The organism is Arthrobacter sp. TJ-178 (assembly GCF_058269275.1).
In genome coordinates this window covers 301,980-327,873 of record NZ_JBZCNK010000002.1, presented here as the reverse complement: position 1 = coordinate 327,873, position 25,894 = coordinate 301,980, and the positions used below count along the sequence as shown (strand labels likewise).

At 66.5% G+C, this 25,894-nt stretch carries 15 protein-coding genes; 14 read left to right on the top strand and 1 reads right to left on the bottom strand.

Annotated features, from left to right (window positions below):
- Positions 1–206: 206 nt before the first annotated feature.
- The 9 genes from AC4D2Q_RS07755 (at position 207) to AC4D2Q_RS07715 (ending at position 19,503) form a co-directional block, all read left to right on the top strand.
- The gene (locus AC4D2Q_RS07755) at positions 207–2,825 is read left to right on the top strand and encodes a helix-turn-helix transcriptional regulator (RefSeq protein WP_490945930.1); all 2,619 of its coding nucleotides are present in this window, start codon (positions 207–209) and stop codon (positions 2,823–2,825) included.
- 34 nt (positions 2,826–2,859) lie between these two features.
- Positions 2,860–5,565 carry a LuxR C-terminal-related transcriptional regulator gene (locus AC4D2Q_RS07750; protein ID WP_490945929.1) on the top strand — a complete coding sequence of 902 codons (2,706 nt, stop codon included), beginning with the start codon at positions 2,860–2,862 and terminating at the stop codon, positions 5,563–5,565.
- Positions 5,566–5,764: 199 nt separating this feature from the next.
- Positions 5,765–8,509: a helix-turn-helix transcriptional regulator gene (locus AC4D2Q_RS07745; protein ID WP_490945928.1), complete on the top strand. Its 2,745-nt coding sequence runs from the start codon at positions 5,765–5,767 to the stop codon at positions 8,507–8,509.
- Between the two features lie 243 nt (positions 8,510–8,752).
- Positions 8,753–11,629 (top strand): helix-turn-helix transcriptional regulator, encoded by a 2,877-nt coding sequence (locus AC4D2Q_RS07740; RefSeq protein WP_490945927.1) that lies wholly within the window; start codon positions 8,753–8,755, stop codon positions 11,627–11,629.
- Positions 11,626–14,430, top strand: coding sequence for an AAA family ATPase (locus tag AC4D2Q_RS07735; RefSeq protein ID WP_490945926.1), 2,805 nt, complete (start codon positions 11,626–11,628; stop codon positions 14,428–14,430). The genes AC4D2Q_RS07740 and AC4D2Q_RS07735 overlap by 4 nt, the downstream gene beginning before the upstream one ends.
- A gap of 471 nt (positions 14,431–14,901) precedes the next feature.
- Positions 14,902–16,434: a sugar transferase gene (locus tag AC4D2Q_RS07730; protein WP_490945925.1), complete on the top strand. Its 1,533-nt coding sequence runs from the start codon at positions 14,902–14,904 to the stop codon at positions 16,432–16,434.
- 49 nt (positions 16,435–16,483) lie between these two features.
- Entirely contained in the window at positions 16,484–17,452 is a 969-nt protein-coding gene (locus tag AC4D2Q_RS07725; RefSeq protein WP_490927148.1) for an NAD-dependent epimerase/dehydratase family protein, read from the top strand.
- A gap of 3 nt (positions 17,453–17,455) precedes the next feature.
- Positions 17,456–18,832 (top strand): glycosyltransferase, encoded by a 1,377-nt coding sequence (locus AC4D2Q_RS07720; RefSeq protein ID WP_490945924.1) that lies wholly within the window; start codon positions 17,456–17,458, stop codon positions 18,830–18,832.
- Positions 18,829–19,503, top strand: a complete 675-nt coding sequence (locus AC4D2Q_RS07715; protein WP_490945923.1) for an LbetaH domain-containing protein — start codon at positions 18,829–18,831, stop codon at positions 19,501–19,503. The genes AC4D2Q_RS07720 and AC4D2Q_RS07715 overlap by 4 nt, the downstream gene beginning before the upstream one ends.
- 20 nt (positions 19,504–19,523) lie before the next feature.
- Here AC4D2Q_RS07715 and AC4D2Q_RS07710 read toward each other — a convergent pair whose 3' ends face one another.
- A complete protein-coding gene (locus AC4D2Q_RS07710; RefSeq protein WP_490945922.1) occupies positions 19,524–20,306 on the bottom strand; it encodes an SGNH/GDSL hydrolase family protein in 783 nt (260 codons plus the stop codon).
- A 79-nt stretch (positions 20,307–20,385) separates the two neighbouring features.
- Between AC4D2Q_RS07710 and AC4D2Q_RS07705 the strand changes: the two genes are divergently transcribed.
- Genes AC4D2Q_RS07705 through AC4D2Q_RS07685 form a run of 5 tightly spaced genes read left to right on the top strand, consistent with a single transcriptional unit; the run spans position 20,386 to position 25,855 of the window.
- The gene (locus tag AC4D2Q_RS07705; protein WP_490945921.1) at positions 20,386–21,243 is read left to right on the top strand and encodes a glycosyltransferase family 2 protein; all 858 of its coding nucleotides are present in this window, start codon (positions 20,386–20,388) and stop codon (positions 21,241–21,243) included.
- A complete protein-coding gene (locus AC4D2Q_RS07700; RefSeq protein WP_490945920.1) occupies positions 21,236–22,366 on the top strand; it encodes a glycosyltransferase family 4 protein in 1,131 nt (376 codons plus the stop codon). The genes AC4D2Q_RS07705 and AC4D2Q_RS07700 overlap by 8 nt, the downstream gene beginning before the upstream one ends.
- Positions 22,356–23,834, top strand: a complete 1,479-nt coding sequence (locus AC4D2Q_RS07695; protein ID WP_490945919.1) for an O-antigen polymerase — start codon at positions 22,356–22,358, stop codon at positions 23,832–23,834. The genes AC4D2Q_RS07700 and AC4D2Q_RS07695 overlap by 11 nt, the downstream gene beginning before the upstream one ends.
- Entirely contained in the window at positions 23,831–24,622 is a 792-nt protein-coding gene (locus AC4D2Q_RS07690; RefSeq protein WP_490945918.1) for a CDP-alcohol phosphatidyltransferase family protein, read from the top strand. Before AC4D2Q_RS07695 ends, AC4D2Q_RS07690 begins: the two co-directional genes overlap by 4 nt.
- Positions 24,623–25,855, top strand: a complete 1,233-nt coding sequence (locus tag AC4D2Q_RS07685) for an MATE family efflux transporter (protein ID WP_490945917.1) — start codon at positions 24,623–24,625, stop codon at positions 25,853–25,855. It abuts the gene before it with no gap.
- The last annotated feature ends 39 nt before the right edge of the window (positions 25,856–25,894 follow it).

Genomic DNA, 25,894 nt, shown 5'->3' with positions numbered 1-25,894 from the left:
TCACCTGCATTTGCTGTGACGCAAAAGTCCATAACTTCCTATGTTGTGGACGAAACCCGGCATCCCGCGTACGCTCACACCAATGACAGGTGCCCTCGCCGTCGTAATACGATTCAAGCTCCCAGCCGCCCACCAGCTGCTGGGAGCTTTGGTGAGAGGCACCTGTAAGTAGAGCATTCGACGGCCGGGGGGCGTGGAGCTACAAGATGTTCGATGTGCAAAGAGACAGCAGATCCGGTTATCTCATCGGCAGGGAGAATTCCCTGGCGGAGCTGGCGGACGCGCTGGAATCCGGCAGCGGCGCCGTCGTCGTGGGCGCCTTTGGCCTGGGGAAGACCACCCTTGTCCGCGCGGCGGCAGGACCGGAATTCCATGCGGTGGCCATTCGCGGAAGCGTCGTGTCCCAGCGGACTTCGTTCGGTGCCCTCGCCTCGCTGATTTCAGGCCTGTCCGTGGGACTGGCCGCCCGCCCCGCCCAGCTCCTGCAGGATTTGGAGCAGCTCTTGCTGGACCAGGCGGACGGGAAGCGGCTGCTGCTGCTGGTGGATCGGGCGGAGCACCTCGATCACCTGACCGCAATGGTGGTCTCCCAACTGGTTCGGCGCTCCTCGGCTCTCGTCCTGGCTTCTGCCGAATCGCTGTACGGCGCGGCCCCGGAGTTTCTTGCGCTCTGGACCGAAGGCCTGCTCCACCGGATAGACCTTGCTCCCTACACCCGCGCGCAGACCGGGGAGCTGATGGAGAGCATTCTCGGAGGCAGCGTTTCATCGATTGCCGCGTACGCGGTGCACGTTTATTCCGGCGGAAACCCGTACTACACCCGGCTGCTCACCCGCGAACAGGCAGCGGAAGGCAACCTGATTGAGCGGGACGGAGTATGGGTCCTGGTCAAGCCGCTGCAGTTTTCCGCGCAGGTGGCGGAGGTGGTGGCGGTCCGGCTGAAGCGGCGTCCCCCGGCTGAGCGCTCATTGATCCAGCTCCTGGCGCTCTGCGAGGAGCTTCCGCTGGACACAGCGCTCCAGCTGATTCCCGCAGAAACCGTGGACGCCCTGGAAGAGGAACGCCTGACCTGCGTTTCCCCTGCCGGAAATATCCGTCTTGCTCCGGGAAGTTCAACGGCAGCCATCGCCGGAAGCATAGCTCCGGGCAGGAGCCGGGAACTCTGGGAAGAAGTTGCTGCGATTATTGACCCCGCAAGACTTGGGCCCGCAGCCCTGGCCGGCTTTGCCTGCTGGACGCTGGGGTGCTCCGGAACACTGGATCCAGAGACCGCAGAGCGGGCGGCGGGACTGGCCGTCGCCGCCGGAAATACGGAGCTGGCCCTGCGCTATGTCTCTTCCGTAGCCCCGGACCGGCGTACCCCCGGGATGCTGCTGCAGGAAGTGCGGGCGCTCTTCGCCTCCAGTGACAACCACGGAGCCCTGCGTGTGCTGGAACAGCTGAGCGAAACGGATGGCTTCCGGGATGAGGACCGCCGGGCCGAGCTGCTGCAGTACAAGATTGGGCTGCTCAGGGGGCTTCCCAATGCCGGAGACCCGCACGAGGCGCTGGAAAAGGCGCAGGCGGCTCTTGACGCAGACCGCCCCGGAGCCCATAGCCGCACAAGGGAGGCAGCCCTGGTGCTGGCGCGCGGTGCACTTGCCGTGGACTCCGGCCGCTTGGGGGACGTGCCGGAAGAACTCGCCGCCATGGGAACGGATTTGCTGCTTCCGCCTGCTCTTCGGGCCCGGGCCATGGCCCTGCAGGCCCAGTTCCTGGCTTTGTCCGGCCGGGGGGATGACGCAGTGGACCTCATGGAGTCCGGACCTGTCGGGTTCGCCCTCACCTTGCCGCGAACTGTTTCAGTTGCCGTCCATGCGCGAATGGTCCTGGCGCTGATTGCCGCCGGAGAGTATGCCCGGGCGCTTGACCTGGTGGCACGGACCTGGGGTGCGGACGACGAAGGAACCGTTCCGGGGGGCATCGACGAAGCGGCCGCCGGTCTGGTGCAGACGCTGGCGGGACGTGCAGACCGTGCACGCTCGGTGCTGGTACCTTTCGCCGCCCAGCTGCGGATGAGCGATCCGGGGGATCTGCTGCCCCTGACCCGGACGTTAACAGCCTACGTACAGTTGCTGTTGGGCTCTCCGGCGGAGGCCGGGAAGCTTGCCGCAGACATCCCGGAGTACCGGTATCTGCCGCTGGCCCACCTGCAGTTCCTTGACCGGCTGCTGCGGCTGCAGGCGGAACTGGCCGCAGACCCACAGCTGCTGGGACGTGAACTGCGTGTCCTGGCGGCCAGCTGCCGGGAGCAGGGACTGGTGATGCCGGCCCTTGAATGCCTGGCGGCGGCAGCACGCCACGGGGACACTGAGGCAGCAGGTGAGCTGGCCGCCTCAGGGACGGGCGCCAGCGGGACGTGGGCTCGGGCACTGTACTGCTTTGGCGCAGGACTGGACCAAAAGGACCCTGCACTGCTGGTGGAATCGGCCGAGCTGGCCTCCTCGCTGGGAAATGTCCTGATGGCCTGCACAGCTGCCGGCTCCGCACTCCGCCTCCTGAACGGCCGGACCGATACCGAAGGCCGCACCCAGGCCAAGGCCGCCCGAAGCATTGAACACCTCAGCTTTCGTGAACTCTGCGACGCCAACTCCATCCCCGTCCTGATGGAGTCACTGACACCGTTTGAAGCAGATTTGGCCCGGCTGGCCGCAGGTCCGGCAACCCGAACAGAAATTGGCGGTGAATTGAACCTGTCTCCCCGTACGATCGACTGGCACCTGGGTAAGATCTTCGACAAGCTGCATGTTTCGGGGCGCTCCGAGCTCAGCGAAGTCCTGGCTTAGGCGAAACAGGACAGGACGGTCAGGGGGGAGGCTGATGAAACAGGAGTTTGGCGAGCGGCCGCTGGTGGGCAGAGAGGCAGTTCTCGATGCCGTGATGTCCAGCATCCTGCGCCCCGGCGGTTACGGCGCGGTGGTGGTGGCCGACGCCGGCATGGGAAAAAGTGCCCTGGCGTCAGCGGTTGCCGCAAAGGTGAACGGCCGCTTCCCCGTGCACCGCATCCACACAAGTTCATCCCTGGCGCAGGTTCCCTTCGGTTCGCTGGCACCCCTGATCTCAGACCTGGCCCCGGGGGACGCTGATTCCCCTTTTGCCGTGATGCGCTCACTGCTGCACCGTTTGTTTCCGGACGGGAACGAGCCGGGCCCTTCGGGCGCACCGCTGCTGATAGTCGACGACGCCGACTGCCTGGACGAGGCCGGAGCGGACCTTTTGGTACAGCTTGTTGCCGCTTCCCGTATTCGTCTCCTGCTCCTGGCCCGGCGGATTGCCGACATCCCCGCCGCGGCGTCCAACCTGGTCTGGGAGGGTTCACTTTCCCGGCATGAATTGTTTCCGCTGACCGAAGACCAGGTCCACGAACTCTGCGTCCAGGTACTGGGCGGTCCGGTGCTGACCAGCACCAGCAGTGATTTGGCCCGGGTCAGCGGTGGCAACCCCATGCTCGTGCTGGCGTTGTTGTCCGAAACCGTCCGGGTGGACAGCCTCGTGTTCCGGCACGGTGTCTGGCTGCTGCATGAACAGATGCATCCGCCGGAGGGGCGGCTTGGTGATCTGCTCCGCGCGCAGCTCTGGGGGTTGACCGAAGAGGAACGCGACGCGCTGGAAATTATCGCTCTGGCAGAACCGCTGCCCGCGGCCGCGGCCTTTGAGCTCGGCCTGCACCGCGCGGTGGACTCCCTGACCGAAGCCAAACTGGTGACCATTTCTGCGGAGCCGGCCAGACTGCTGCGGCCTCTGCACCCTTTGTACGGCGACGTGGTCCGCCAACTGGTGCCCGCCGCCCGCAGCGCCCGCCTGCGCCGTCGGCTGCTCACCGTCTCCGCTCCGATTCGGGAGAGCTCCGACAACCTGCTGCGGCTGGTGACCTGGTCACTGGACTGCGGCGCGGACGTGCCGGACTCCGCCCTCGTGGCCGCCGCCTACCGCGCGAACAACCACTTTGACAGTGCCGCCGCGCTGCGTTTGGCCACCGCCGTCAAGGGCCCGAAACAGACGATGGCTGCCAGAGTGCAGGCCGCCCGTGCCTGGCTTCAGGACGGGAACCTTGAGATGGCCCATGAACTGGTCAGCGGTGTAACTGATGCCGCCGCTGACCTGACCACCCTAAAAATGGCAGTGCTCATCAGGGTGGAACTGGCCCGCCGGAACCGAAGCGGCCGGGGTGGTCTCTCTGCCGTCTCCGCGGACTGGCTGGCCGGCGTGGACCGTATTGAGGCCGCTGCCGGAGAAAACCCCGGCGAGGAACTGGTCGCGGACATCGTTTCCTCGCGGCGCGGCGGACGCCTGCTGGCTCTGGTCGGCATGGTCAGCGCAGGTAGTTTTCGCCCTGCAGAGGAGGAACTGCATTCCATCCTCGAGGACGCGCGGCAGGCCGGCGATGATGAAGCCACGCTCATCGCCGGAACGCTGCTGGCCGAGATCATGGCGGAAACGGGCCGTGCCCGGAGTGCCTACAGGATTTCACTTGAGGCACTGCGGATCCTTGACGCCGGCGGACAGCGGTTTCTCTCCTACTACCAGTTTGTCCTCCAGCGCCATCTGACCGCGCTGCTGTGGCTGGGGGAGTGGGAAGAGGTCCAGGCCATTGCGCAGCGCGGCATCGCCGGGGTTTTTGGCGGAATTGTGCATGTGGCCGGCGCCGTGGAGTTCTCCCTTGCCGTGATGCATCTGCGAAAGAATGACAACGCCTCGGGACTCACCCACCTCCTGGCTGCCGTCGAGGGGCTGCGTACGAGTGACTCGGAGGGACTCTTTGAACTCGCCCTGGCACTGGCCGCCCTGATAGCCGCGATGGAAGGGCAGATGCCCGCGGCGGAGGAACTGCTGGCCGACGGCGCCGGACCGTCTTCCCGGGGACCCGCCAGCTACCGCGTGCTGTCAAACGGGTACCGGGCGGCTGCCCGGTCGCTGATCCTGATGGAACGGGAACCCTCGAAAACCCTCCGGGAGTTTGCAGACCAGGCGGAGGAAGCGGGCTTTATGGCCGTGGAACTGGAGCTGCGGTACCTGGCCGTATCCCTCGGGGACCTGGACGGACTGAGCCGGCTGCTGAAGATCACCGAGGAATTCGAGGGTCCGCAGGCGCCCATACTGAACCGTTTTGCCCGGGCAGTCCTGGATGAGGATGTGGATGAGCTGCTCAGCTGCGGCTCCACCAGCGACCCCGAATGGGAGCGGCTGACCCAGCAATGCGCAGAGGAAGCGCTCCGGCTGGCAAAGGCAAGCGGAGACCGTGCACTGCTCCAGCGGGTCCAGCGGACTCTCGGCAAGCAGGACAGCGGGCTGCCCGCCGGCCGGAATTCCAATGCGGGACTGCCTGTGCTCACCCGCCGGGAACGTGACGTCGCCTCACTCGTAATGCAGGGCTACCGCAATGCTGAGATTGCCGAGCGGCTCTTCCTCTCGGTGCGCACGGTCGAAGGACACATCTACCGGACCTTCGAAAAGCTGGGCATCAGCAAGCGGGAGGAACTGAAACAGGAGCTTCTGGGAACCGGGCAGCCCGGGAAAAACCAGTAGCCTGCCAGCTGCCCAACAGTAGGTCCACGCAGTGGCGTCCGGTACATCCGGGTACTCCTTACGCGTGCCCGGCGAATTGCCGGGAGCATAAGGTGGGGTTGCTTCCCGTGCCGCTGACGGTCCGGGAGATGTTAGGTCTCGCCGAACACCCGGCTGAGAACCGCCAGCCGGGTCACACGCTGCCATATTGAGGTCCCCGATGAGCACTCTCCAGCATTCAGGCCCGTCCCGCGAGTCCCTGGTTTCAAGTATTCCCATAAAACCCTCCCGGACTTCTGCCCGGGTTCCAGCCCGCGGTCCGTCCGGGCAGCCGCGGCGGGAGGACCCGCGGGATGCCGCACGCGCGGCCGTTCTTGCTGCGCTCGACGGATCCGGCGCGGTAATCCTTGGCCCGGCCGGAATCGGCAAAACCACCCTCGCGAGGGAAGTCGTGGGGCTCTGCGGGCATGCATTTACCGTGCATCTTCGCGGCAGCACCCTCTCTGCGCGGACTCCGTACGGCGCCCTGGCCTGGCTGCTGAGCGACCTGCCGCCGGAGGAGCTGGCTAATCCGGTCCTGGTGCTGCGGGCTCTGGAGGCACTGCTGAAACGCGACGCAGCGGGCCGGCGGATCATCATTGTCATTGACAACGCCGAGATGGTCGATGACCTGACGGTTCTCGTCACGGCGGAACTCTGCCGCCGCGGCACCGCTGCGCTCCTGCTGGTCTGCGGAGACCTGATCCGGTGCCACCGCGAATATGTCCGGCTGTGGACCGACGGTGCCCTCCGGCGGGTGGATCTGAGTGCACTGGATGTGCACCAGACAGGAGAGCTGCTCGCTGCCGCGGCCGGTGCGCCCCTCACCACCCTGGCCCAAGAGATGCTCTGGCAGCACAGCCGCGGAAATCCGCTGCTGGCCCTTCTTCTTTGCCGCGACCACCTTGCCACCAAGTCGCTGGTTCGGCGCCGCGGTTACTGGACCTGGGCCGGCCCGCTCATCCATTCCGGTGAACTGCCGGAACGGGTGGAGTCGCTGCTTCGCCGGTTCACTGAGGAGGAGCGGCGGGCCGTGGAGATCCTGGCGCTTTGCCGGGAGCTGCCGCTGGAGGTTCTGCTCTCCCTGGTGCCGGCCCGCATTGTGGACGCCCTGGAAGAAAGTTCACTAATCACCATTCACGGCGGCCGCGGCCAGCCGGTCCGCCTCGCCTGGAACCTCCAGCCGGGAACCATCGCAGCCCGGATTCCCTACGGCCGCAGCCGGGATCTTTGGTCGGAGGTCTCCCTGATCGCCGCTCCGCACGGGCTGAACGGAGCGGCTGCTGCCGGTCTGGCGGCGTGGTCGCTGTCTGTTGGCCTCGCCCTGGACCCCGGCGTGGCGCTGGCAGCTGCGCACTGGTCCAATGAAATCGGAGACACGGAGGAGGCCCTGCGGTTCTCGCGGGCCGGGGCGCACCCGCGACCGCTGCCCCTGATCCTGGAGGAAGCCGCCGCGCTGCGCGCCGCCGGAAACCATGCCGGGGCTCACCGGGTCCTCGCTGCCGCGGAACCGGACGGCGACGGCGCTGAGGAGGAGCTGCAGTTACGGCTGCTGGGGGCCCGTGCCCTGGCCGCAGCCCGTATGCACGGGCGCCCGGAGGACCCGTGGCCCCTGCTGGAGCAGGCGGAACGGCTGCTGCCCGAGGACACCGGCGCCAGTCCCGGACCCAGGGTGGAGGCAACGCTGGCACGGGTGGAGCTTCTGTCCCTGGACAACAGGCTTCATCAGCTGCCGGCATCCCTGGCCGATGATCTGGAGGATCCCGCCGTTACTCCCGCCGCACGGCTGTGGGCAGCAATCCGGCTGGCGGAGCAGCATGCTGCTGCCGGCCGTTTCGCCGAGGCCATGGAACTGGTGACGCTGGTCCGGTCCAGACTGGCAGCAGGCCTGGAAGCGGACGCGCGGAGCCGCGAGCTTTTCTTCCACCATCTTTTCTTCCTGTTGATTCGCTGCGGGGAATTGGGCGAAGCCCTGGAACTCACCAATGCGGCGGCCGACCCGGGCGGCAGATCCGGGCTCCGCACCTCCGCCGGAACGGAACTGCCCACCGGACTGGTGCATGCCTACGCCGGCCGGGGAGATGCTGCCCTGGAGTTCCTGACGCCGGCGCTGGCGCAGCTGGAATCCTCCGATCCGGATGAAATGCTTCCCCTGGCGTTCGCAGCCGCAGCGTACTGCGGCGAATTGAAGCGGCAGACGGGAAAGGCCCCGGAGGTGGAGTTTCCGCCGGAACCCCGGTACCGGGCAGATCCTCCCGTGGACGCCGCTGTCAGATATTTCCGGATCCTGTCGGGTCGGTCAGGTTCGGCGGGGGAACCGGACACGAAGGCAGAGGAACTGCGCATGTCAGCCGCGCAGGCAATGGCTGAGGAGAATGTGCCCGACGCACTCCTGAGCTACGCCGCTGCCGCCCTGCTGGGGTCCGAGCCGGCGGCGTCGGCACTTGCTGCGGCAGCCGCCCACGCCACGGGCACCCTGGCCACCGGGCTGCGGGAGCTGGCAGCCGGGTTGCTGAACAATGACATTCCCGCCCTGATCGAAGCCAGCGGAACAGCCCGACGGCAGCAGAACACCCGGCTTGTCCACGCAGCGGCCTGCGCAGCCGGCGCACTGGGAGCAGCCGGCGGCACCAGCCGGGCCCTGCTGCGGCGGGTGCGGCATCTGGAATATGAATCCTTCCGTGACCTCTCGCCGGCCAACAGTGTTCAGCTCAGACTCGCCCAGCTGGGGGATATGGAGCGTGAGCTGGGGCTCCGCGCAGCTGCCGGGGAAACCAGTGCAGCTCTCGGCCGGCGGTTCCACCTGTCGGCGCGGACGGTGGACTGGCACCTGGGCCGGGTATTTGCACACCTGCACGTTTCCGGCCGCAGCGACTTGCGGGCCATCCTCGGCACGCCGGAAGAAAGCACCGGAAGCGGCACATAGCGCCGCCGGGCCAGCGGCCTCGGCCGAACGGCACTACTGAGCAATTCCCCTGCCGGGTACTCAAGAACCAAGTGGTTCCGGTTCGTGTGTGTACCCGAATCTAAGTAGTGGCTCTGCTCGACTGGTACACGGTACTCGTGTTCGCACTCTGTTCTGCTCCTACTGTGACGGCAGGTATAGAACATGATCTGTGTTGCTGACCTTGGGGCAGGGCACAGATCACCGGCAGAAACGGGTCTCACCGTGCAGAACAGCAGTACACCGTCCCATGTCCTACGTCAGCCCACGTCCCGCCCGGAGTTCCTGGGCGCCGCCTCCTCCCTGCCCGGAATCCCGGGACCGGACGCGGCAGCACGGGAAGAATCCGCGCCGCCACTGTTCGTGGGCCGCAGGGCAGTCACCCGGACCATCCTCGACCGGCTGACCTCCGGCGGCGGCGCCGGCTGCATCCTGGTGGGGGAGGCCGGAAGCGGGAAGACCGCCCTCATCCACCACGTACTGCGGCAGTGCGGGCCGGATACCTATGTGGTCCACGTCCGGGGCTCGGCGTTCTCCGGACGTACTCCCTTCGGCGCGCTGACGTTCCTTCTGTCGGACCTTGATCCGGACGTTTCATCGCATCCGGTCCTGATCCTGCGCGGACTCACCCGCCTGATCCAGGAACGCGCACACGGCCGAACTGTTCTGCTCGCAGTGGACAATGCCGAAGAACTCGACGAATTCTCCGCCATGGCATTGAGCCAAATGGTGCTGAGCCGTACCGCCGGCCTGCTGGCCTGCTTCCGTGATTTCAGCCGGGCACCGGCGGAATTCGCCGGTCTCTGGCGTGAGGGCATCCTGTCCCGCGTGGATCTGGAGCCGCTGAATCTTCCCGAAACGGCAGAACTGCTGTCAGCTCAGCTGGGCGGCCCCGTCTCCGGGTCCGCAGTGGCCAACCTGCACCGCCATACCGGGGGAAACCCGCATCTGCTGGCGCTGGGCTGCGCCGATTACCGTGAGTCCGGCAGGCTTCGCAGCAGCGGAAAGGTTTGGGTCCTGCAGCCGCGGATACCCGTAGCCGCCGGGCGCGTCACGGACACCGTGCTGGCCCGGCTGGACGAGCTGACGGACCGGCAGCTGGTGTTGGTGCGGACCATTGCCCTGGCCGGTTCGCTGCCGCTGGCCACTGCCGTGCATGACGTGGAGCCCGGGGAAGTGGACACCCTGCAGGAGCAGGGAATCCTCTCCGTGGAACAGCACGGCGTTCCGCACGTCATGATCCGTGACCAGGTGCTGGCCGGCGCCGTCTGCCTTTCCCTGAGCGAGAGCACACGAAAGAGTCTCCTGAACCGGTTGCGGGAGGCGGTTCCGGCTGGGGGGCGTGCCGGTGAATCCTCCAACGCGCAGGACGACGCCGCAATCGACCCGGTTACGTCGGTTGTGGACCCGTCCCGGCTGGCCAAGTGGCAGCTGGACAGCGGTGAGGTGCTGGATACCGCCACCGCCGTCGTCGCAGCCCGGGCGGCAAATGCTGCCGGAAACACCGCGGCCGCGGTCCGTTTCCTCACCAGCAGCAAGGGTTATGCGAAGAACCCGGAAGCAGTTTTGGAGCTGGTGACCGCCCGGATGACAGCAGGGGAGTACGGGGCGGCTCTTTCCGCCCTGGGCACCTACCGGGCCAGGGGCCGGCAGCCCGATCCGCTGGAGGAAGCGCGGCTGCTGATCGCCGAGAACCGGGTGCTGTGCATGGCAGCCACCGGCGCGCTCGCCGCTGACGGTCCAGCCGGGATGCTGCCGCCGGGCGCCGCCAAGAAACATGAAGAGCTGCTGGCCAAGGCCGAGCAGCTGGCGGCAGAGCTGGCCGCCGACGGCTCAGTAGCCCGCACCGACGTCGCCGCCTTGAACCGGCAGCTGATCCTGGCCCGTGCAGAGTGCAATTCCACCCACGGCAGGTTCCTCGAAAACGCCGTGTTCCTGGCGCCGCTGCAGGCGGACTCCTCCGGCCAGGACAAGGAGTTCCGTGTCCTGATCGGTTCCTGGCTCTGCGAGGCGCTGGGCATGACCGACCGGCAGGATGAGGCGGTGGAGCTGACCCAGGAAATGGAACGCCTGCTCCAGGACCCCGACGTCGGCCGCGACTGCCGCACCCGGTCCCTGGCCCGGATCATCCACGTCCATTTCGCCATCGGTGCGTTGAGCAGCGCGCGCAGCGTGCTGGAGCAGCAGATCCGCCACGGCAGCCAGACGCTGCTGCCCGGGATGTTCAGCGAACTCGCCGGCGGACTGCTGCACGCCTACGCCGGAAATCCCGGCCCGGCGCTTCGCTGCCTGGTGCCTTCCGTCGCCCAGCTGCGGCTGAGCGGACCGGAATCCATGCTCCCCATGGCGGCAGCGGCAGCGGCGTACTGCCTTGCCCTGCAAAAGGACAGGGAGGGTGCGGAGGCGCATCTGCAGCTCCGCGCCAAAGCGGCCGACGGCGGTCCCTGGACCATGCGCCGGGCCGCCCGACACTTCGCCGCCCTGGCCGAGGCAGCCCTGGGCGCACCCCAGGCCGCCCGCCGCTTCGTTGACCTGTCCGCCCATGACCACCGCCGCGGTGCGTACTCCTATGAGCTGCTTTCGCTGCTGAGCGCAGTCCGGCTGGGCGACATGGAGAACCTTGACCGCGTGCTGAGCGTAGCCGCCCACCAGCAGGGCAGTTTCGCCCGGATGTGCGAAACGTATGCCAAGGGGGTGGGAAGCTATGACGCCCAGCTGCTGATCCAGTCCGGTGAGCAGGGGGAAGCGGCCGGGCACGTCCTGTTCGCCAAGGAAGCCTCCGAACGGGCACTGGCGGTGGCCTCCGGCGCCGGCGACCGCGCCACGGTCCGGTTCATTCACCGCAGCCGGCGCGGAGCCGAAGTCCAGCCGGCCGAGGGAACCGACGGGGCGGACGAGTACCTGGGCGCCCTGACCTTCCGGGAACGTTCCATCGCGCGCATGGCTGCTGGGGGAACCAGCAATAAAGCCATTGCCGCTGAGCTGAACATCTCGGTGCGGACCGTGGAGGGGCACCTGTACCAGGTTTATTCCAAGCTCCATGTAGGGAGCCGGCGGGAGCTGGCCAAAGTCATTGCGGACAAGTCAGGGGCACGCAAATGACAGGCGCACATCCCGCAGCCAACGCCGTCCGGGCGGCCCTGTTTGGCCGGGACCGGGAAGCGCAGGAGGCTACGTCGCGGCTGCTCGAACCGGGCATGCGCGGAGTGGTCATCGTGGGGGAGGGAGGCATGGGGAAATCGGCGCTCGCGGACCACGTCCTGGAGCGCCTGGACGGAATTGTTACCCCGTCCTTCATCCACGGCAGCCCCGTCCTGTCCCGCATGCCCTACGGCGTGCTCTCGCCGTACCTGGAAGACGCCGGTCCCGAGGACATGGACTCGACCCTTGCCGTGCTCCGGACCATCCGCCGCCACTTCCGCCGGATCAGCGAGACGGGCAGCCCCCAGCCGCTGCTGGTCATCGATGACGCCCACTACCTGGACGAAGCCAGCTGCCACGTGCTGACACAGCTGGCCATGTCCGGGGAACTGCGGCTGCTGGTGCTGACCCGGCCGCGTGCCCTGAGCATCCACGAACTGCTTTCCCTCGCGCGTGACGGGCTGCTGGCACGCATCGATCTGGGGGCGCTGTCCCCGGATGCGGTCCACGAAGTCTGCCAGGGAGTCCTGGGCGGACCTCTGCTGCGGGCCTCCAGCGCCTTGCTGGCGCGGGCATCAGGGGGCAACCCGCTGTACCTGAAAGCCCTGCTGTCACAGTCACGCAAACTGGGAGTGCTGGCCCAAGGCAACGGAGCATGGTTCCTGCGCGGCGAACCGAACGGACTGGTCACCGGTGTGGTGGACCAGGTCAAGGGACACCTCAGCGGCAGGACCGCAGAGGAACGCGACACCCTGGAAACCCTGGCACTGGCCCAGCCGCTGCCCCGCTCCGTCCTGATTGCCGTCTGCGGGCCGGCCCCGGTGCATGCCCTCCTTGCCGAAGGGGTCCTGTCCACAGTGCCCGGCCCCTCCGAATCGCTGTCATTGGCCCGGCCCCTGCACGCGGACGCCATCCGGTTCCTGGTTCCGGCTGTCCGCAGTGCAGCCATCCGCGCCAGGGTTTTGTCCTGCCTGGACGCCGGAGCCGGGCCTGATCTCACTCATCCGTCCGAGAAGCAGGCCTGGCTGCGCCGCCTCGAGTGGGCGCTGGACTGCGGGGATGCCGTCGCGGAGGAGGAACTCCTGCAGGCGGCCCGGGCAGCGAACGACGACGGCCGGTCGTCTTTGGCTGCCCGCCTCGCGTCGGCAGTCCAAGAGGGCCCGCATCTGCTGCCGGCCCGGGTGGAAATAGCAGCCGCGCAGGTGGAAATGGGCGAGTATGCCCATGCACGGGACCTGCTCGGGGAAATCCTGGAACCCGGACAGGCAACGCCGGTTCCGGATGAGGAGACCTTGCGCCGGGCAGCACTGGCCATGTCCCTGATCTGTGTCCGGTCAGGCCGGAACGCAGGGGAATTGGAGAGCCTCGCCCGGAACTGGCTGGCCGTCTCCGCTGAATTGTCGTCCCGCGGCACAGGCACAGGCACAGGTACGGGGGAAGGATCAGGGGAGGGATCAGCCGAACCGGCTGCCGAGGCGGCCGCCGGTGCCGAACTGCTGCGCATCGTGGCATTGGTCGCCGCCGGGGATCACTCCTCGGCGATGGACCGGCTTGCCCCGTTCCTTCAGGGGGCCCGCCCGGAACAGGCCGGACCGGAGGCCCTGTGGCTGGTGGCGGCCCATCAACTGATGGCGGAAATCCTGACTTCCCGCGGAAAAATCAGCAGCGCGCTGGAACACTCCAGCGCGGCGCTGGAGCTGATTTCGCGGCTCGGCGGGCCGGTGCATGTGCACTGCGGTTCCGCAGTGGTGCGTCATGCGCAGGGCCTGCTTCACGGCGGCCGCTTCGCTGAGCTGGAGCGCCTTCTCGATGCCAAGCTGGACAGCACACCGGAGCAGCTCATCGCCTACGGCGGCACCATGGGTGTCTTCGAGGGAGCGGTGGAGATCCACCAGGGCCGGCTGCGTGAAGGGCTGCAGCGGCTGCACCCGGCAGTGGAAGCACTGCGGATCTCGGACCCGGAAATGCTGCTGCCCTACGCCCTCGGGCTAGCCGGTTATGCCTCCACGGTGGTGGGGGACCGGAGCCAGACAGCCCGTTACGCCAAGGAGCTGCGCAGCATTGGCTACCCGGGGCCGCGTCCGCTGTGGCTGATGGGCCAGGCCTATGCGGCCGCGGCGCTGGCTTCACCCGAACCGGACGGCAGCGTGCCGGCAGAGCTGGCGGACTTTGCCGCACAGGCGAAGGAGCAAGGTTACCTCGCGGCGGAGAAGGACATCCTGGAACTGTGCCTCGCCGTCGGCGACCTGCGTTATGCGGCACGCCTGCAGGACGTCAGCGCGGAGTTTGAAGGCGGAGAGGCGCAGGCGCTGAACGCCTACGCCCGTGCGGTGGTTTCGGGCAACCCGGATCTCATGGTGGCGGCAGCGGATGAAGCCGTGCGGCACCGCAAGTATCTGCTCGCCGTGGAAAGCATTGGCCATGCCATCCGGTTTTACGGTGTCCACGGCAACCTGCGCCGGCAGCGTGCGCTGATTCAGCAGCTGCGCCGCCGCCGGGGAGAGTTGGCCGGCGTGACGGTGTCCTACCTGAGCCCGTCGCTGCACCTGGTCCGGCTGACCCGCCGCGAGCATGAGATTGTCGATCTGCTGCTCGGCGGTGCCAGCACCAAGGATGTGGCGGCGCACTTCACCCTCTCCCAGCGGACGGTGGAGGGCCACGTCTACCGGATTTACGTCAAGCTTGGCATCAGCCGGCGCGCGGACCTGGAAGCCGCTTATCTGGCGCTGGAACCCGGTGCGAGTTCGGCGGCCATGGAATAGCCCGGACGTCCGCATAGGTCCTGCCCCATCAGCCCCGCTGTGCCCCTGAAATCCAGGGCCGCAGCGGGGCTTTTGGGGTTTAAATCCCTCAAGGTGCGGCGGCTCGGTTGTCCGGCCAAGTAGCGCTAGGTATCCCTCCCGCAGAGGGAGAAATTGGCCTGAGGAGTCGAGTAACCATTACTCGTGCAGGGCCTAAATGCCCCTCCTAGTCTTTGGTGTGTTGATTGATTTGCAGGGAAAAGATGCGGGCTATCACCGCACGTACGGCTGGAAGTTTCGGTCCGAGTGCGCGGTGCTCCCGGTGGGAATATCCCGGTGGAAACCGATAGACCGCCCCGCAAATCAATCTTCCGGCGCCCTCGGCGCCGGTCCCCCGAGCGGGGTCGACGGTGTCGAAGCCTCTTGAGACCAAGGCTTCCCCCCAGCCGCCGTCGGCCCCTTCGGACGTTTTAGCAACATAGGAGAGTCTCGGTGACCGACCTTAAAGATGCTGGACTCCGGCCAAAACGGGCACTGTCCTCCACCATTTCCCCTTCCGCTTTCAAGCTCGCGGGACCTGCGCCACGCCAGGCCAGCGACGGCGTCCGCTGGACCAACAAGTACCGAAAAATTCTCCATGTCTCTGACCTGGTGTCAGTAACCCTGGCCGTGACCCTGGCCCACCTGACGCGGTTTGGCGTGAGCACCGAGTACATGTCCGGCGGCGGGAGGCTGAACATCCCCTACCTGGCAGTTTCCGCCGGAATCTGGATGGCCTGGATGTCTTCACTGGCCGTCTACCGCACCCGGGATGCGCGGATCGTGGGCTCGGGCGTGGACGAGTACAAACGCGTCATCAGCTCCACGGTGATCGTGATGGGACTGATCGCCGTCTTCTGCCTCACCTTCCAGGTGGACATCTCCCGCAGATACTTTGCCCTTGCCTTCCCCGTGGGCCTCGGCAGCCTCATCCTTTGCCGGCTGCTGCTTCGGCAGTGGCTGAAAGGCCAGCGTGCCAGGGGCCGCTATCTGTCCAAGGTGATCATCCTGGGCCGGCCCAAAGATGTCCGTTACGTGGCCAAGCAGATCCAGCGCCGGGAAAACTCTGTCTACCAGGTGATCGGTGTTGCGCTGACGTCATCCGGCCACCGGGAATGCGGCACTGCCGCCAAACCGATTCCCGTGGTGGCGGACCAGGACACCATTGTCAGTGCCGTCCGGCGCCTGCGGGCGGATGCCGTGATCGTGGCAGGCCGGGTCAAGGGCCCCAGCTCTTATGTGCAGGAACTGGGCTGGGAACTGGAAGAGTCCGCCACCCAGCTGATCCTCACCACCGGCCTGACCAACGTTGCCGGTCCCCGCATCCACACCCGCCCGGTGGAGGGCCTTCCGTTGATGCACGTGGAGCTGCCGCAGTTCTCGGGCAGCAAGCACGTGCTCAAGCGCGGCCTGGACGTGGTGCTCTCCCTTGCCGCCCTGGTGATGCTGATTCCGGTCTTCGCGGTGCTGGCCGTCCTGGTCAAAAGGGACAGCCCCGGTCCGGTGATCTTCCGCCAGGAACGGGTGGGCCGCGACGGGAAGTCCTTCGAGATGCTCAAGTTCCGGTCCATGGTGCAGTCCGCCGAAGACGATCTGGCCGGCCTGCTGGACCGCAACGAAGGTTCCGGGGTGCTCTTCAAGATGGAACACGATCCCCGGGTGACTTCGGTGGGCAGATGGATGCGCAAACACTCCCTGGACGAGCTGCCGCAGTTCTGGAATGTCTTCCGGGGCCACATGTCCCTCGTCGGCCCCCGTCCGCCGCTGCCCCGTGAAGTGGCGCAGTACGACGGCCGGGTGCACCGCCGGCTCTACATCAAGCCGGGACTGACCGGGATGTGGCAAATCAACGGCCGGTCCGAACTCGACTGGAAAGAGGGCGTGCGAATGGACCTCTACTACGTCGAAAACTGGTCGCTGGCCGGCGACCTCCGAATCCTTTGGCGCACGGTGGGCGTTGTCCGCCGGCCAGTGGGCGCTTACTAAAAACTTCCTCCGGCTTCGGCTGGTCCCCTCTAGAGAAAGCGAAACAACCATGAAATCTCTTGTTACCGGAGCCGGCGGATTCATCGGCGGCCATCTTGTGGCGCGGCTCATCAGCGAAGGCCATGAAGTGCGGGCCGTGGACTGCAAGCCCCTCGACGAGTGGTACCAGGTCCACGACTCGGCAGAGAACATCCAGGGCGACTGCTCACTGCTGGAAACGGCACACGAGGTAAGCCGGGGAATGCAGCACGTGTACAACCTGGCAGCGGACATGGGCGGCATGGGGTTCATCGAGAACAACAAGGCGCTGTGCATGCTCACCGTCCTGACCAGCACCCACATGCTGGTTGCCGCCCGCGACGCCGGAGTGGAACGCTTCTTCTACAGCAGCTCGGCGTGCGTCTACGCCGCGGACCACCAGACCTCCGCTGATGTTGTGGCCCTGAAGGAAGAACACGCCTACCCGGCGCAGCCCGAAGACGGTTACGGCTGGGAGAAGCTCTTTACCGAGCGGATGTGCCGGCACTTCCAGGAGGATTACGGCATGCAGACCCGGGTGGCACGCTTTCACAACGTGTACGGCCCGGAAGGAACCTGGGAAGGCGGCAGGGAAAAGGCGCCGGCCGCTCTGTGCCGGAAGTTTGCCCATGCCTCCCTGACCGGGGAACTGGACCTGGAAATCTGGGGAGACGGGGAGCAGACCCGCAGCTTCATGTACATCGATGACTGTGTCCGCGGCATCCTCGAAATCATGAACGGAGATTCCGCGGAACCCGTCAACCTCGGCTCGGCCGAACTGGTGTCCATCAACCAGATGGCTGACAAGCTGGAGCAGATTTCCGGAACCATCGTCAACCGCCGCTACAAGCTGGATGCACCGCAGGGTGTCCGCGGACGCAACAGCGACAACACCCTGTTCAAGGCCACCTACGGGTGGGAACCGTCCATCAGCCTGCAGGAGGGACTGGAGCGGACCTACGAATGGATCCAGGACCAGGTCAAGGCGCAGAGGGTCTGAGCCATGCGAATCCAAGTGCATGACTTTTCCGGCCATCCCTTTCAGGCCGAACTGTCCCGGGAACTGGCTGCGCGCGGACACTCGGTGGATCACGTGTATTCCACGCAGTACGGCAGCGGAAAAGGAACGCTGGAACGCACGGCGGCGGACTCGGAGCTGCTGAACTTCTCGCCGCTGACCGCAAAACAGCCGTTCCAAAAATACAGCGCGGTGGGCCGCATCCGGTTTGAACGCTCCTATGCCGCGGCCTGGCTGGCCCACACCAAGGAAACCGTTCCCGACTGCGTGGTTGCCTGCAACGTGCCGCTCTTTGCCCTCGCGGACTTCCGGCGGGCTGCTGCCCGGCGGGGCCTGCCGTGGGTGCTCTGGCACCAGGACCTGTTCAGCAATGCGATCTCCGAGGAACTGGGCCGCAAACTCCCCGGCGCTGCTGCCGGCACAGGCGGCGCCGTCGTGCGCCGGATGGAGGCAGGTGTGGTCAGTGGTGCCCGCCAGGTTGTGGCGATCGGTGAGGAGTTCCGCCAGGCCTACCGGCAGTGGGGATTGGACACCGGCCACGTAACGATCATTCCCAACTGGGCACCCATCGATGAAATCACGCCCCGTCCGCGGGACAACGCGTGGTCAGCCGCCCACCTTCCGCACGAAGGGGAGCTGCGGCTGCTCTACGCGGGAACCCTGGGCCGAAAGCACAATCCGCTGTTGCTCGGTGCGCTGCTGCGCGAATCGCTCTCCGCTGGTTTGCCGGTGCGGCTGATTGTGGCATCCGAAGGCGAGGGCATCGACATGCTGCGCGAGGACCTGGCCCGGGAACCGGAACTTCCGGTCACCCTGCTGCCGTTCCAGCCGGCGGCAGACCTGCCTGAGATGCTGGGCTCCGCGGACGTCCTGGTGACCATTCTGGAACCGGGAGCTTCCCGGTTCTCGATTCCCAGCAAGGTCCTTTCCTCGCTCGCGGCCGGCCGCCCCATTCTGGGGCTCATGCCGGAGGACAACCCGGCGGCGGATGACATCAAGGAAGCCTCCGGGTTTGTGGGCCCGCCCACCGACTACGGGGTGGCAGCAGCCGTGGGCTGGCTGCGCAGGCTGGATGAGGACCCGGCGGCAGCGAAGGCGGCTGGGGCACGCGGACGGCGCATAGCCGAAAACCGTTTCGGCATCGGGCCCATCGCGGACCGCTTTGAAGCGGTGCTTAAGCATGCCGTGGCGGGGCTCCCCGGTGCTCCGGCAGGTTTGGCCGAGCGCCCGGCCCGGGCGGCGGGCTTTCCCGACGGCCTGGCGGAAGCCGCCGCCCAGCAGTCCGACGGTGTTCCGCCGCGGGTCCGTCCCGCGCATGCGGCGGCCCCCGGGCTCCGGGACAGTACACGAAAGGTCTCATGATGCTCGAACATGCACAGCGTTCAGCCCGGCAGCCGCCGGCGGGGAACCCGCAGGAGGACGACGACGGCGGCAGCCGCCGGCGCCGTCGTCCTCCGATTGACCTGTCCCTTGCCCCCGGTGCCGGGGAATCGTGGGGGAAGCCGCGCGCCGTGGTGTATCTCTGGTCCGCCTGCGAACTGGTGTTCGTCACCAACCCGTGGCAGATCAGTTCACGCCTGCGCGTGGCCGTGCTTCGGGCGTTTGGCGCGGAAATCGCGGAGGGCGTGATTTTCCGTCCGCGCACGCGGGTGAAGTCGCCGTGGAAGCTGCACATCGGGGAGCGCACCTGGATTGGCGAGGGCGTCTGGTTCCACAACCAGGACCACGTCTACGTGGGATCGGACGTCGTGATCTCGCAGGAGACCTTCCTGACGACGGGCAGCCACCGCGTCCGGACGGACATGGGGCTGGTCACCAGTCCCATCCGGATTGACGACGGCGCCTGGATTACCTCGCGCTGCATGGTGCTGGGCGGGTCCAGCATCGGGGAGTCCGCCGTCGTCCAGCCGATGACTGTGGTCAAGGGAACCGTGGGCGCAAACCGCGTGTACGGCTCCACGGCCCAGCCCGCGGAACTGGGCAACAGGTTCCCCGCGGAGCCCGGTGCCGAAGATGCCGGCGGGCCGGCATGAACTTCGGAGAGCGGGGCGGGCTAGGCGGCCGGGGGGAGGTTCCGGATGACCTCGTTCAGAACGGGGAAGATCTTCTCGGCCAGGTAAGCGTGGCCAACATCGGTGGGGTGGATGCCGTCCTCGCCGATCAGCCCTTGCTCCGAGCCGGCAAACCAGCCTTCGGCCAGGGCATCGATGTACTGGACGTCTTCCTCGGCAGCTGCCCGGGCCATGGCCGCGTTGTTGGCGGAGATGAAGTCCGGGACATCGGCGTCCACCCACACCGGGCCGAAAACCACCACCTTGGCCTGAGGGGCAATGTCGTGGATGTCGGAGTACAGCATCTTGGCCGCCTGGTACATGGCCATGTCCGTCTGCCGGCCGTCGTTGCGGCTTCCGAAGACCACCACCACGTCGGCGGTGGAGCGAAGCCGGAGCGTGGCGGCTTCCCGGAACACCAGATCAGTGGCGCCGCGGGTGAGGTAACCGGAGCCGGGCTGGGCCATGACGCTCATCTCCACCTGGGGGCCCTGTTCGTAGAAGCGGGTTCCCACCAGCCGGGTCCAGTTGGCCGGTCCGATGCCGCCCTCGGAGGAGCCGGCCACGTAGGAGTCTCCCAGGATGTCCAGCTGGGGAACCTTCGGGACAGCGGGTCCTTCCGCGGCCGTTCCGGTGCGCGGGTCACCGATCGCCTGATCCGAATTGGAAAGGGCGTAAAAGGACAGCAGGGAGGCTGCAGCGAGCAGCACCAGAAAGCCCAGGGCACGGGGCCATCGGCGACGGGAGAAATAGGATGTGCGGCGAACCTCACGGCTAGTTGGCATTTCTAAATGATAACTGAGCGGTCTCTGGAATGAATGCTCCAATAAAAAACATGAAATACCTGCTTCAGGGGGAGAGTACGTGAATAAAATACCTGTTTCCGTGTTGGTTCAAACAAAGAACGAAGAAGAGGGAATTAACAAATGCCTTGCGGCCTTGACAGAGTTTGATGAGGTTATTGTTGTAGATTCAAACAGCACGGACCGCACGGCGGAATTAGCCAAGGAAGCAGGAGCAACAGTCATTAATTTCACGTGGGACGGGAAGTTCCCGCAGAAGAAGCAGTGGCAGCTGGAACAGGTGGAAACCCGCAACGAGTGGCTGCTCATGCTGGATGCGGACGAATACCCCACGCCGGAACTTGCGCAGGAGCTGCGGGCCATCGCCGAAGACCCTGAGCAGACCCGGGTTGCCTACGACCTGCCCGTTGCCTATCACTTTGCCGGCACCGGCCTGCGCCACGGACACCGGGTGGTCAAGCGCTCCTTCCTGCGCCGGGGACACAACGCGTTCCGGAACATCGACCTGCTCCATCTGCCCGGCATGGGCGAAGTTGAAGCGCATTACCAGCCTGAACCGGACGGACCCGTGGGGCGCACCGAGGCCCTGCTGGTCCACCATGACGTTGACCCGGTGCGGACCTGGTTTGACCGGCACAACCGCTATTCCGACTGGGAAGCGTATATCCGCACCCATCCTGAAACCCGGGGCAGCGTCCGGGAGTCCAAGAGCAGCCAGGGCCGGCGGTTCGACGCCGTTCCGCTGAAGCCCCTGGTGTTCTTTCTGTACAGCTACGTGCTGCGCCGCGGTTTCCTGGACGGCCGGGCGGGTTTTGACTACGCCCTGGCTCTGTCCACCTATTACTGGCAGATCGGCCTGAAGAGCCGTGAACTGCAGCGCGCGGGCGCCAACGGAGCCGGGGGCACGGACCGTGGGTAGTACCTCAAGCGCCAAGGTCATTCAGCTTGGCGGCCTGGCCGGTCCGGGGGCCGCCGCCGGCGGAGTCTGGGCTGTTGCCCGGACACAGAGCGCGGCGCTGCGCCGTGCGGGCATGCAGGTGGAACTCATCGGCGGATGGCTGGGCAAGCTCCCGGCGTCCTCCGACGGCACGGCGAAGTTCTTCCGGGTCCGCCGTCCGCTGCCCGGAGCGCGGCTGAGGGGACTGGCGAGCCTGCAGCTGCCCCGCTACGTTGCTGCCCGCGCCCGCACGGCCGACGTAGTCCAGGTGCACCTGTGCCGGGACTTCATCACCACGTCCGCCACCGCGCTGCTGCGGCGGGGGAGGACCCCGGTGATCGCCCAGTCACACGGCATGCTGGCCCCCTCATCCTCACTGCCGGTGCGCCTGTTCGACGCCGTCATCACACGCTGGCTGGTACGGATACCGCAGCTTTGGCTGACCCTGACCGCGGAAGAAGAAGACGGACTCCAACAGCTTGGCGTGGACCGGACGCGGATGCGCAGGGTGGTCAACGCCAGCGCAGAGACCACGCTGCGCTGGTCAGACCCGGAGCAGACAGTTTTCCTGTTTGCGGCGCGGCTTTCCGCCCGCAAACAGCCCGCCGTTTTTGTCCAGGCTGCGTTGGCAGCGCTCGACGCCGGACTCGAGGCCCGCTTTGTCCTCGCCGGCCCGGACCAGGGCGAAGAAGCCCGCGTCCGCGCCCTGATCGAAGCTTCGGCACACGCCGATCGGTTCACGTTGACCGGGGAGCTGGCCCCGGAACAACTGCAGGCAGCCATGGCTGGCAGCACCGCCTACGTTTTGCCGGCACTGAAGGAGCCCTATCCAATGTCAGTCCTTGAAGCGGCTGCGGTGGGAACACCGATGATCATCACCAACGACTGCGGACTGTCGGCAGATCTGCGTGCCGGTGACGCCGCTGAGCTCGCGGAACCGTCAGCTGATGCCTTTTGCGAAGCCATGCGCAAGCTGGCCGTGGACCCGCAGCGTCGGGCCGAGCTGGGCGCCAATGCCCGTCGGCTGCACCACCGGCTTTGGTCCGCCGAACGGCTCGCGGAAAGCCTCGCCGCCCACTATGCGGAGGCCGCCGATGCACGCTGAACCCATGCCCGTGCGGCGCTCCGCCCTCATCCTGCCGGACCCGGCTGACGGAGCGCCAAGTGACTCGCGCCGCTCAGGTGTCCGCACCGCCGTCGCACTGGTTGCCTTTCTGCTGTTTGCGGTGGTGCTGCCGCTGCAGGTGCGCGGTGCCGCGGCCGTGTTCTATACGGACACCAACTTCCTCATCCGCTACGCCGTGCTGGTCTACGCCGCCACCAAGCTGGCCACCCTCCTCTGGCAGACGGATATCAGGCCGGTCGCCGGCGTGTTTTGGATCTTCGTCTACACGGGAATGGGGTTGGCGCCGCTGGCGCAGCTGACCACCGGCCGCAGCACCGCCCTGGCCATCCAGGTGGATGAAACCCTGCTGACCATGGCCAGCCTGCTCACGCTGCTGGGATGCGTCTGCTTCGACCTCGCCTACCATGTTCGGGCGCGGCGGCGGAGTTTCCGCGGTCCCCGCCTGCGCTTCCGGACGCTGCGCAGCCTGGACGTGCTGCGCGTGTTCTCGGTCGCGTCACTGGTGGCAGCCCTGGTGTACATCGTCCAGGTTGGCGGGCCGCAGGTGTTCTTCCTGAGCCGCCAGGAAACCAGCCAGGCGCTGGATGCGATCAGCCCCGACAGCGGGCAGGCCCTGCGTGCCATCGTCTCTGCCTTGGGCTCCGTAGCCTGCCTCACGGCACTGATCTTCTACATCCATGTGTGGCGGACCCGTGACCGCAAGCTGCTCGCCGTCGACGGCTTCATCGTCGCCGCCCTGGTGATCATCAACGTCATTGTCAACAACCCCATTTCCAACTCGCGGTACTGGACCCTGGCCGTGCTCTTCGGCTTGATGCTGCCGCTGATCCGCGGCAGGAAGGGCCTGTTCAACGCTGCCGTGGCCGGTGGCGTCATTGCTTCCGTGGTGGTCTTCCCGCTGGCGGACGTCACCCGGCGGGCTGCCGGCGCGGGCGTACCCCTGCAGGTGGATTCCATCTGGACCACCATCGCCACCAAGGATTACGACCAGTTCACCATGCTGGCCAATACCCTGGGCTACACCCTGGACCACGGATACTCATGGGGCATGCAGATGCTGGGCCCGATTCTGTTCTGGGTGCCCCGGGTGGCCTGGACGGACAAACCGCTGGACACCGGCGTCGAGGTGGGGCTGTGGATGAACAGCAACAACCTCAACCTCTCGGCTCCGCTGTGGGCCGAAGCCTGGATCAACTTTGGACTGCTGGGGATGATCGTCACGTTTGTGGGACTGGGCCTGCTGGCCCGGCGGCTGGACACGGGCTTCCGGGCGGAAATCCTCAGCAAGGGCTCGGTGGGTTACCTGGGCATTTCCATCTTCGCCGGGTACCTGTTCATCCTCCTGCGCGGATCCCTGCTGCAGTCCATGGGACGGCTGGTGGTCCTGGTGCTCTCCATCCTGATCCTGACAGCCGTGACCAACCGCCAAGAAAGGCTGCAATCATGAGCCGCACCGTACCGCCGCCCTCTGCCCGGGCCACCTTCCAGGAGTCTTTCAGCGAGCTCAAACAGGCACAAAAAACGCGCAAGGGCGTCCCGCTCTACCTCCTGTACGTCAACCGGCCCGCGGGCCGGGCCGTTGCCGCTGCCCTTCGCCACAGCCGGTTCACGCCCAACCATGTCACCTTCGCCGGCGCACTGCTGACGTACGGATCACTGCTGTGGCTGGCGTTCGGTGCGCAGGCCAACCTCTCCACGGCACTGGTGGGCGTCCTGCTGGCCCTGGGGTACGTGCTGGATTCCGCTGACGGGCAGCTTGCCCGGCTGCAGGGCGCCAGCTCCGCCTTCGGAGAATGGCTGGACCATGCCCTGGACAACGGACGCATTACCGTCATGCATGTGGCGGTCTTCTGCTTCCTGGCCCGGACCACCGACTATGACCATGTGCTCCTGGCAGCAGGCTGCGGACTGTTCCTCCTGTCCAGTTCCTGCATCTTCTTCGGCGGAGCACTGGTGGATCAGCTGCGCCGCAACGCCGCCCGCCGGACGGAGACGGCCGCGGCTGCATCTTCAGGTTCCGCGTCGCCTGCTGCCGACCGGGAGAACAACCGGCGCCTGCTCCGGCGCTCCATCATGACCCTGCCCGTGGACTACGGCATGACGTGTTTGGCCTTCCTGCTGCTGCCCTGGCCCACGGTCTTCCTCGCCGCATATGCGGTGCTGGCTGCGGCGCATGTGCTGATGTGCCTGGCGTTCCTGCCCAAGTGGCGGTCCGAGCTCCTGGCGCTGGACTAAGTGAGCGGTGTCCGGCGGCTCGTAACCTTTGCAGACCAGGGTGTTTCGAGCATTTCCAACTTCGTGGCCGTGGCGATTGCCGCCAACGTAGCCACCGCTGTTGATTTTGGCCAGTTCTCCCTCGCGTATGCGGGGTTATTGCTGTTCCTGGGCGCACAGCGCGCACTGGTGGGGGAGACCCTCCTGGTGCGCTACTCCCGGACAGGCGACCTGACCCCGGCCACTGCTTCAGCGAGCCTGGGTGCAACAGTGCTGGTTGCCGTTCCAGCCGTTCTGTTCCTGCTGGTCGGGGCGCTGTTGGGCGGAGCGGACCATGCCGAGCTCTGGCTGCTCATGGCTGCGCTCTCACCCTTTGTCCTGCTGCAGGACGCTGTTCGCTACCTGTTTATCTGCCAGGCGCGGCCCGTCCTTGCCCTTCTCATCGACGGGATCTGGGCCGTCGGATCGATCACTGCGATGCTGCTGGCGGTACGGTCCGGCGGGAGCCTGATGCTGGTCCTGTTGTGGTGGGGGATCGGGGCCGCCGCCTCCCTTGCGATCGGTCTGCTGCTGGCCCGCTGCGTTCCGGCGGTTGTCTCCGGGGCGCGCTGGCTCTGGCTGAACCGGGATTTCTCGTTCCGCTACCTGGCCGAGTTCCTCACCCTGAATGCCTCCACCTTTGCTGTGCTGTATCTGCTGGTGTTTCCCCTGGGGGCGGCCGGCGTGGGTGCTCTCCGCGCGGCCCAGTTGCTCTTCTCTCCGCTGAACACCGTATTTGGCGCCATCAAGACCGCCGTCATTCCGGAACTGGTCCGCACCCGGGGAACCTCTGCCTTCCGCAGCAGGCTGCTTGAAACACTGGCCATTGTGCTGGTCCTGGCCGTGGGCTGGGGAGCGGCTGTGCTGCTGCTGCCGGCGTCCGCGGGGGAGTTCGTCCTCGGTGACACCTGGCGCAATGCCGAGGACCTCCGGCTGCCGTACGCCCTGCAGTATCTGGCAATGGTTCCCTACACGGTGCTGCTGGCGTATTTCCGCGCATCGCAGGCAAACCAGCTTTCCACCCTGATGCGCGGCGTCCTCGCCGCTCTGACCCTGGCCCTGCCGCTGGGCTTTGCCGCCACCGGATCTGCTGCCGCGTCCGCCTGGGGCTTTGCGGCCGCCGTGGCTGTGGCTGCGGTGTCCGGCCTGATGGCCGTGCGCATCCGGAACCGCTCCGTACGGACGGCGGATGCCGCGCTCGAACCGGCAGACTAACAAGCACTTCCACCCGGCACTGGGACCCACCCACCCGGC

Excerpts from the sequence above, each read along its gene's own strand:
- AC4D2Q_RS07720 (WP_490945924.1), top strand. The coding sequence starts at position 17,456 with ATGCGAATCCAAGTGCATGACTTTTCCGGCCATCCCTTTCAGGCCGAA.
- AC4D2Q_RS07750 (WP_490945929.1), top strand. The coding sequence starts at position 2,860 with ATGAAACAGGAGTTTGGCGAGCGGCCGCTGGTGGGCAGAGAGGCAGTT.
- AC4D2Q_RS07735 (WP_490945926.1), top strand. The coding sequence starts at position 11,626 with ATGACAGGCGCACATCCCGCAGCCAACGCCGTCCGGGCGGCCCTGTTT.
- AC4D2Q_RS07715 (WP_490945923.1), top strand. The coding sequence starts at position 18,829 with ATGATGCTCGAACATGCACAGCGTTCAGCCCGGCAGCCGCCGGCGGGG.
- AC4D2Q_RS07690 (WP_490945918.1), top strand. The coding sequence starts at position 23,831 with ATGAGCCGCACCGTACCGCCGCCCTCTGCCCGGGCCACCTTCCAGGAG.
- AC4D2Q_RS07695 (WP_490945919.1), top strand. The coding sequence starts at position 22,356 with ATGCACGCTGAACCCATGCCCGTGCGGCGCTCCGCCCTCATCCTGCCG.
- AC4D2Q_RS07710 (WP_490945922.1), bottom strand. The coding sequence starts at position 20,306 with ATGCCAACTAGCCGTGAGGTTCGCCGCACATCCTATTTCTCCCGTCGC.
- AC4D2Q_RS07745 (WP_490945928.1), top strand. The coding sequence starts at position 5,765 with ATGAGCACTCTCCAGCATTCAGGCCCGTCCCGCGAGTCCCTGGTTTCA.
- AC4D2Q_RS07755 (WP_490945930.1), top strand. The coding sequence starts at position 207 with ATGTTCGATGTGCAAAGAGACAGCAGATCCGGTTATCTCATCGGCAGG.
- AC4D2Q_RS07725 (WP_490927148.1), top strand. The coding sequence starts at position 16,484 with ATGAAATCTCTTGTTACCGGAGCCGGCGGATTCATCGGCGGCCATCTT.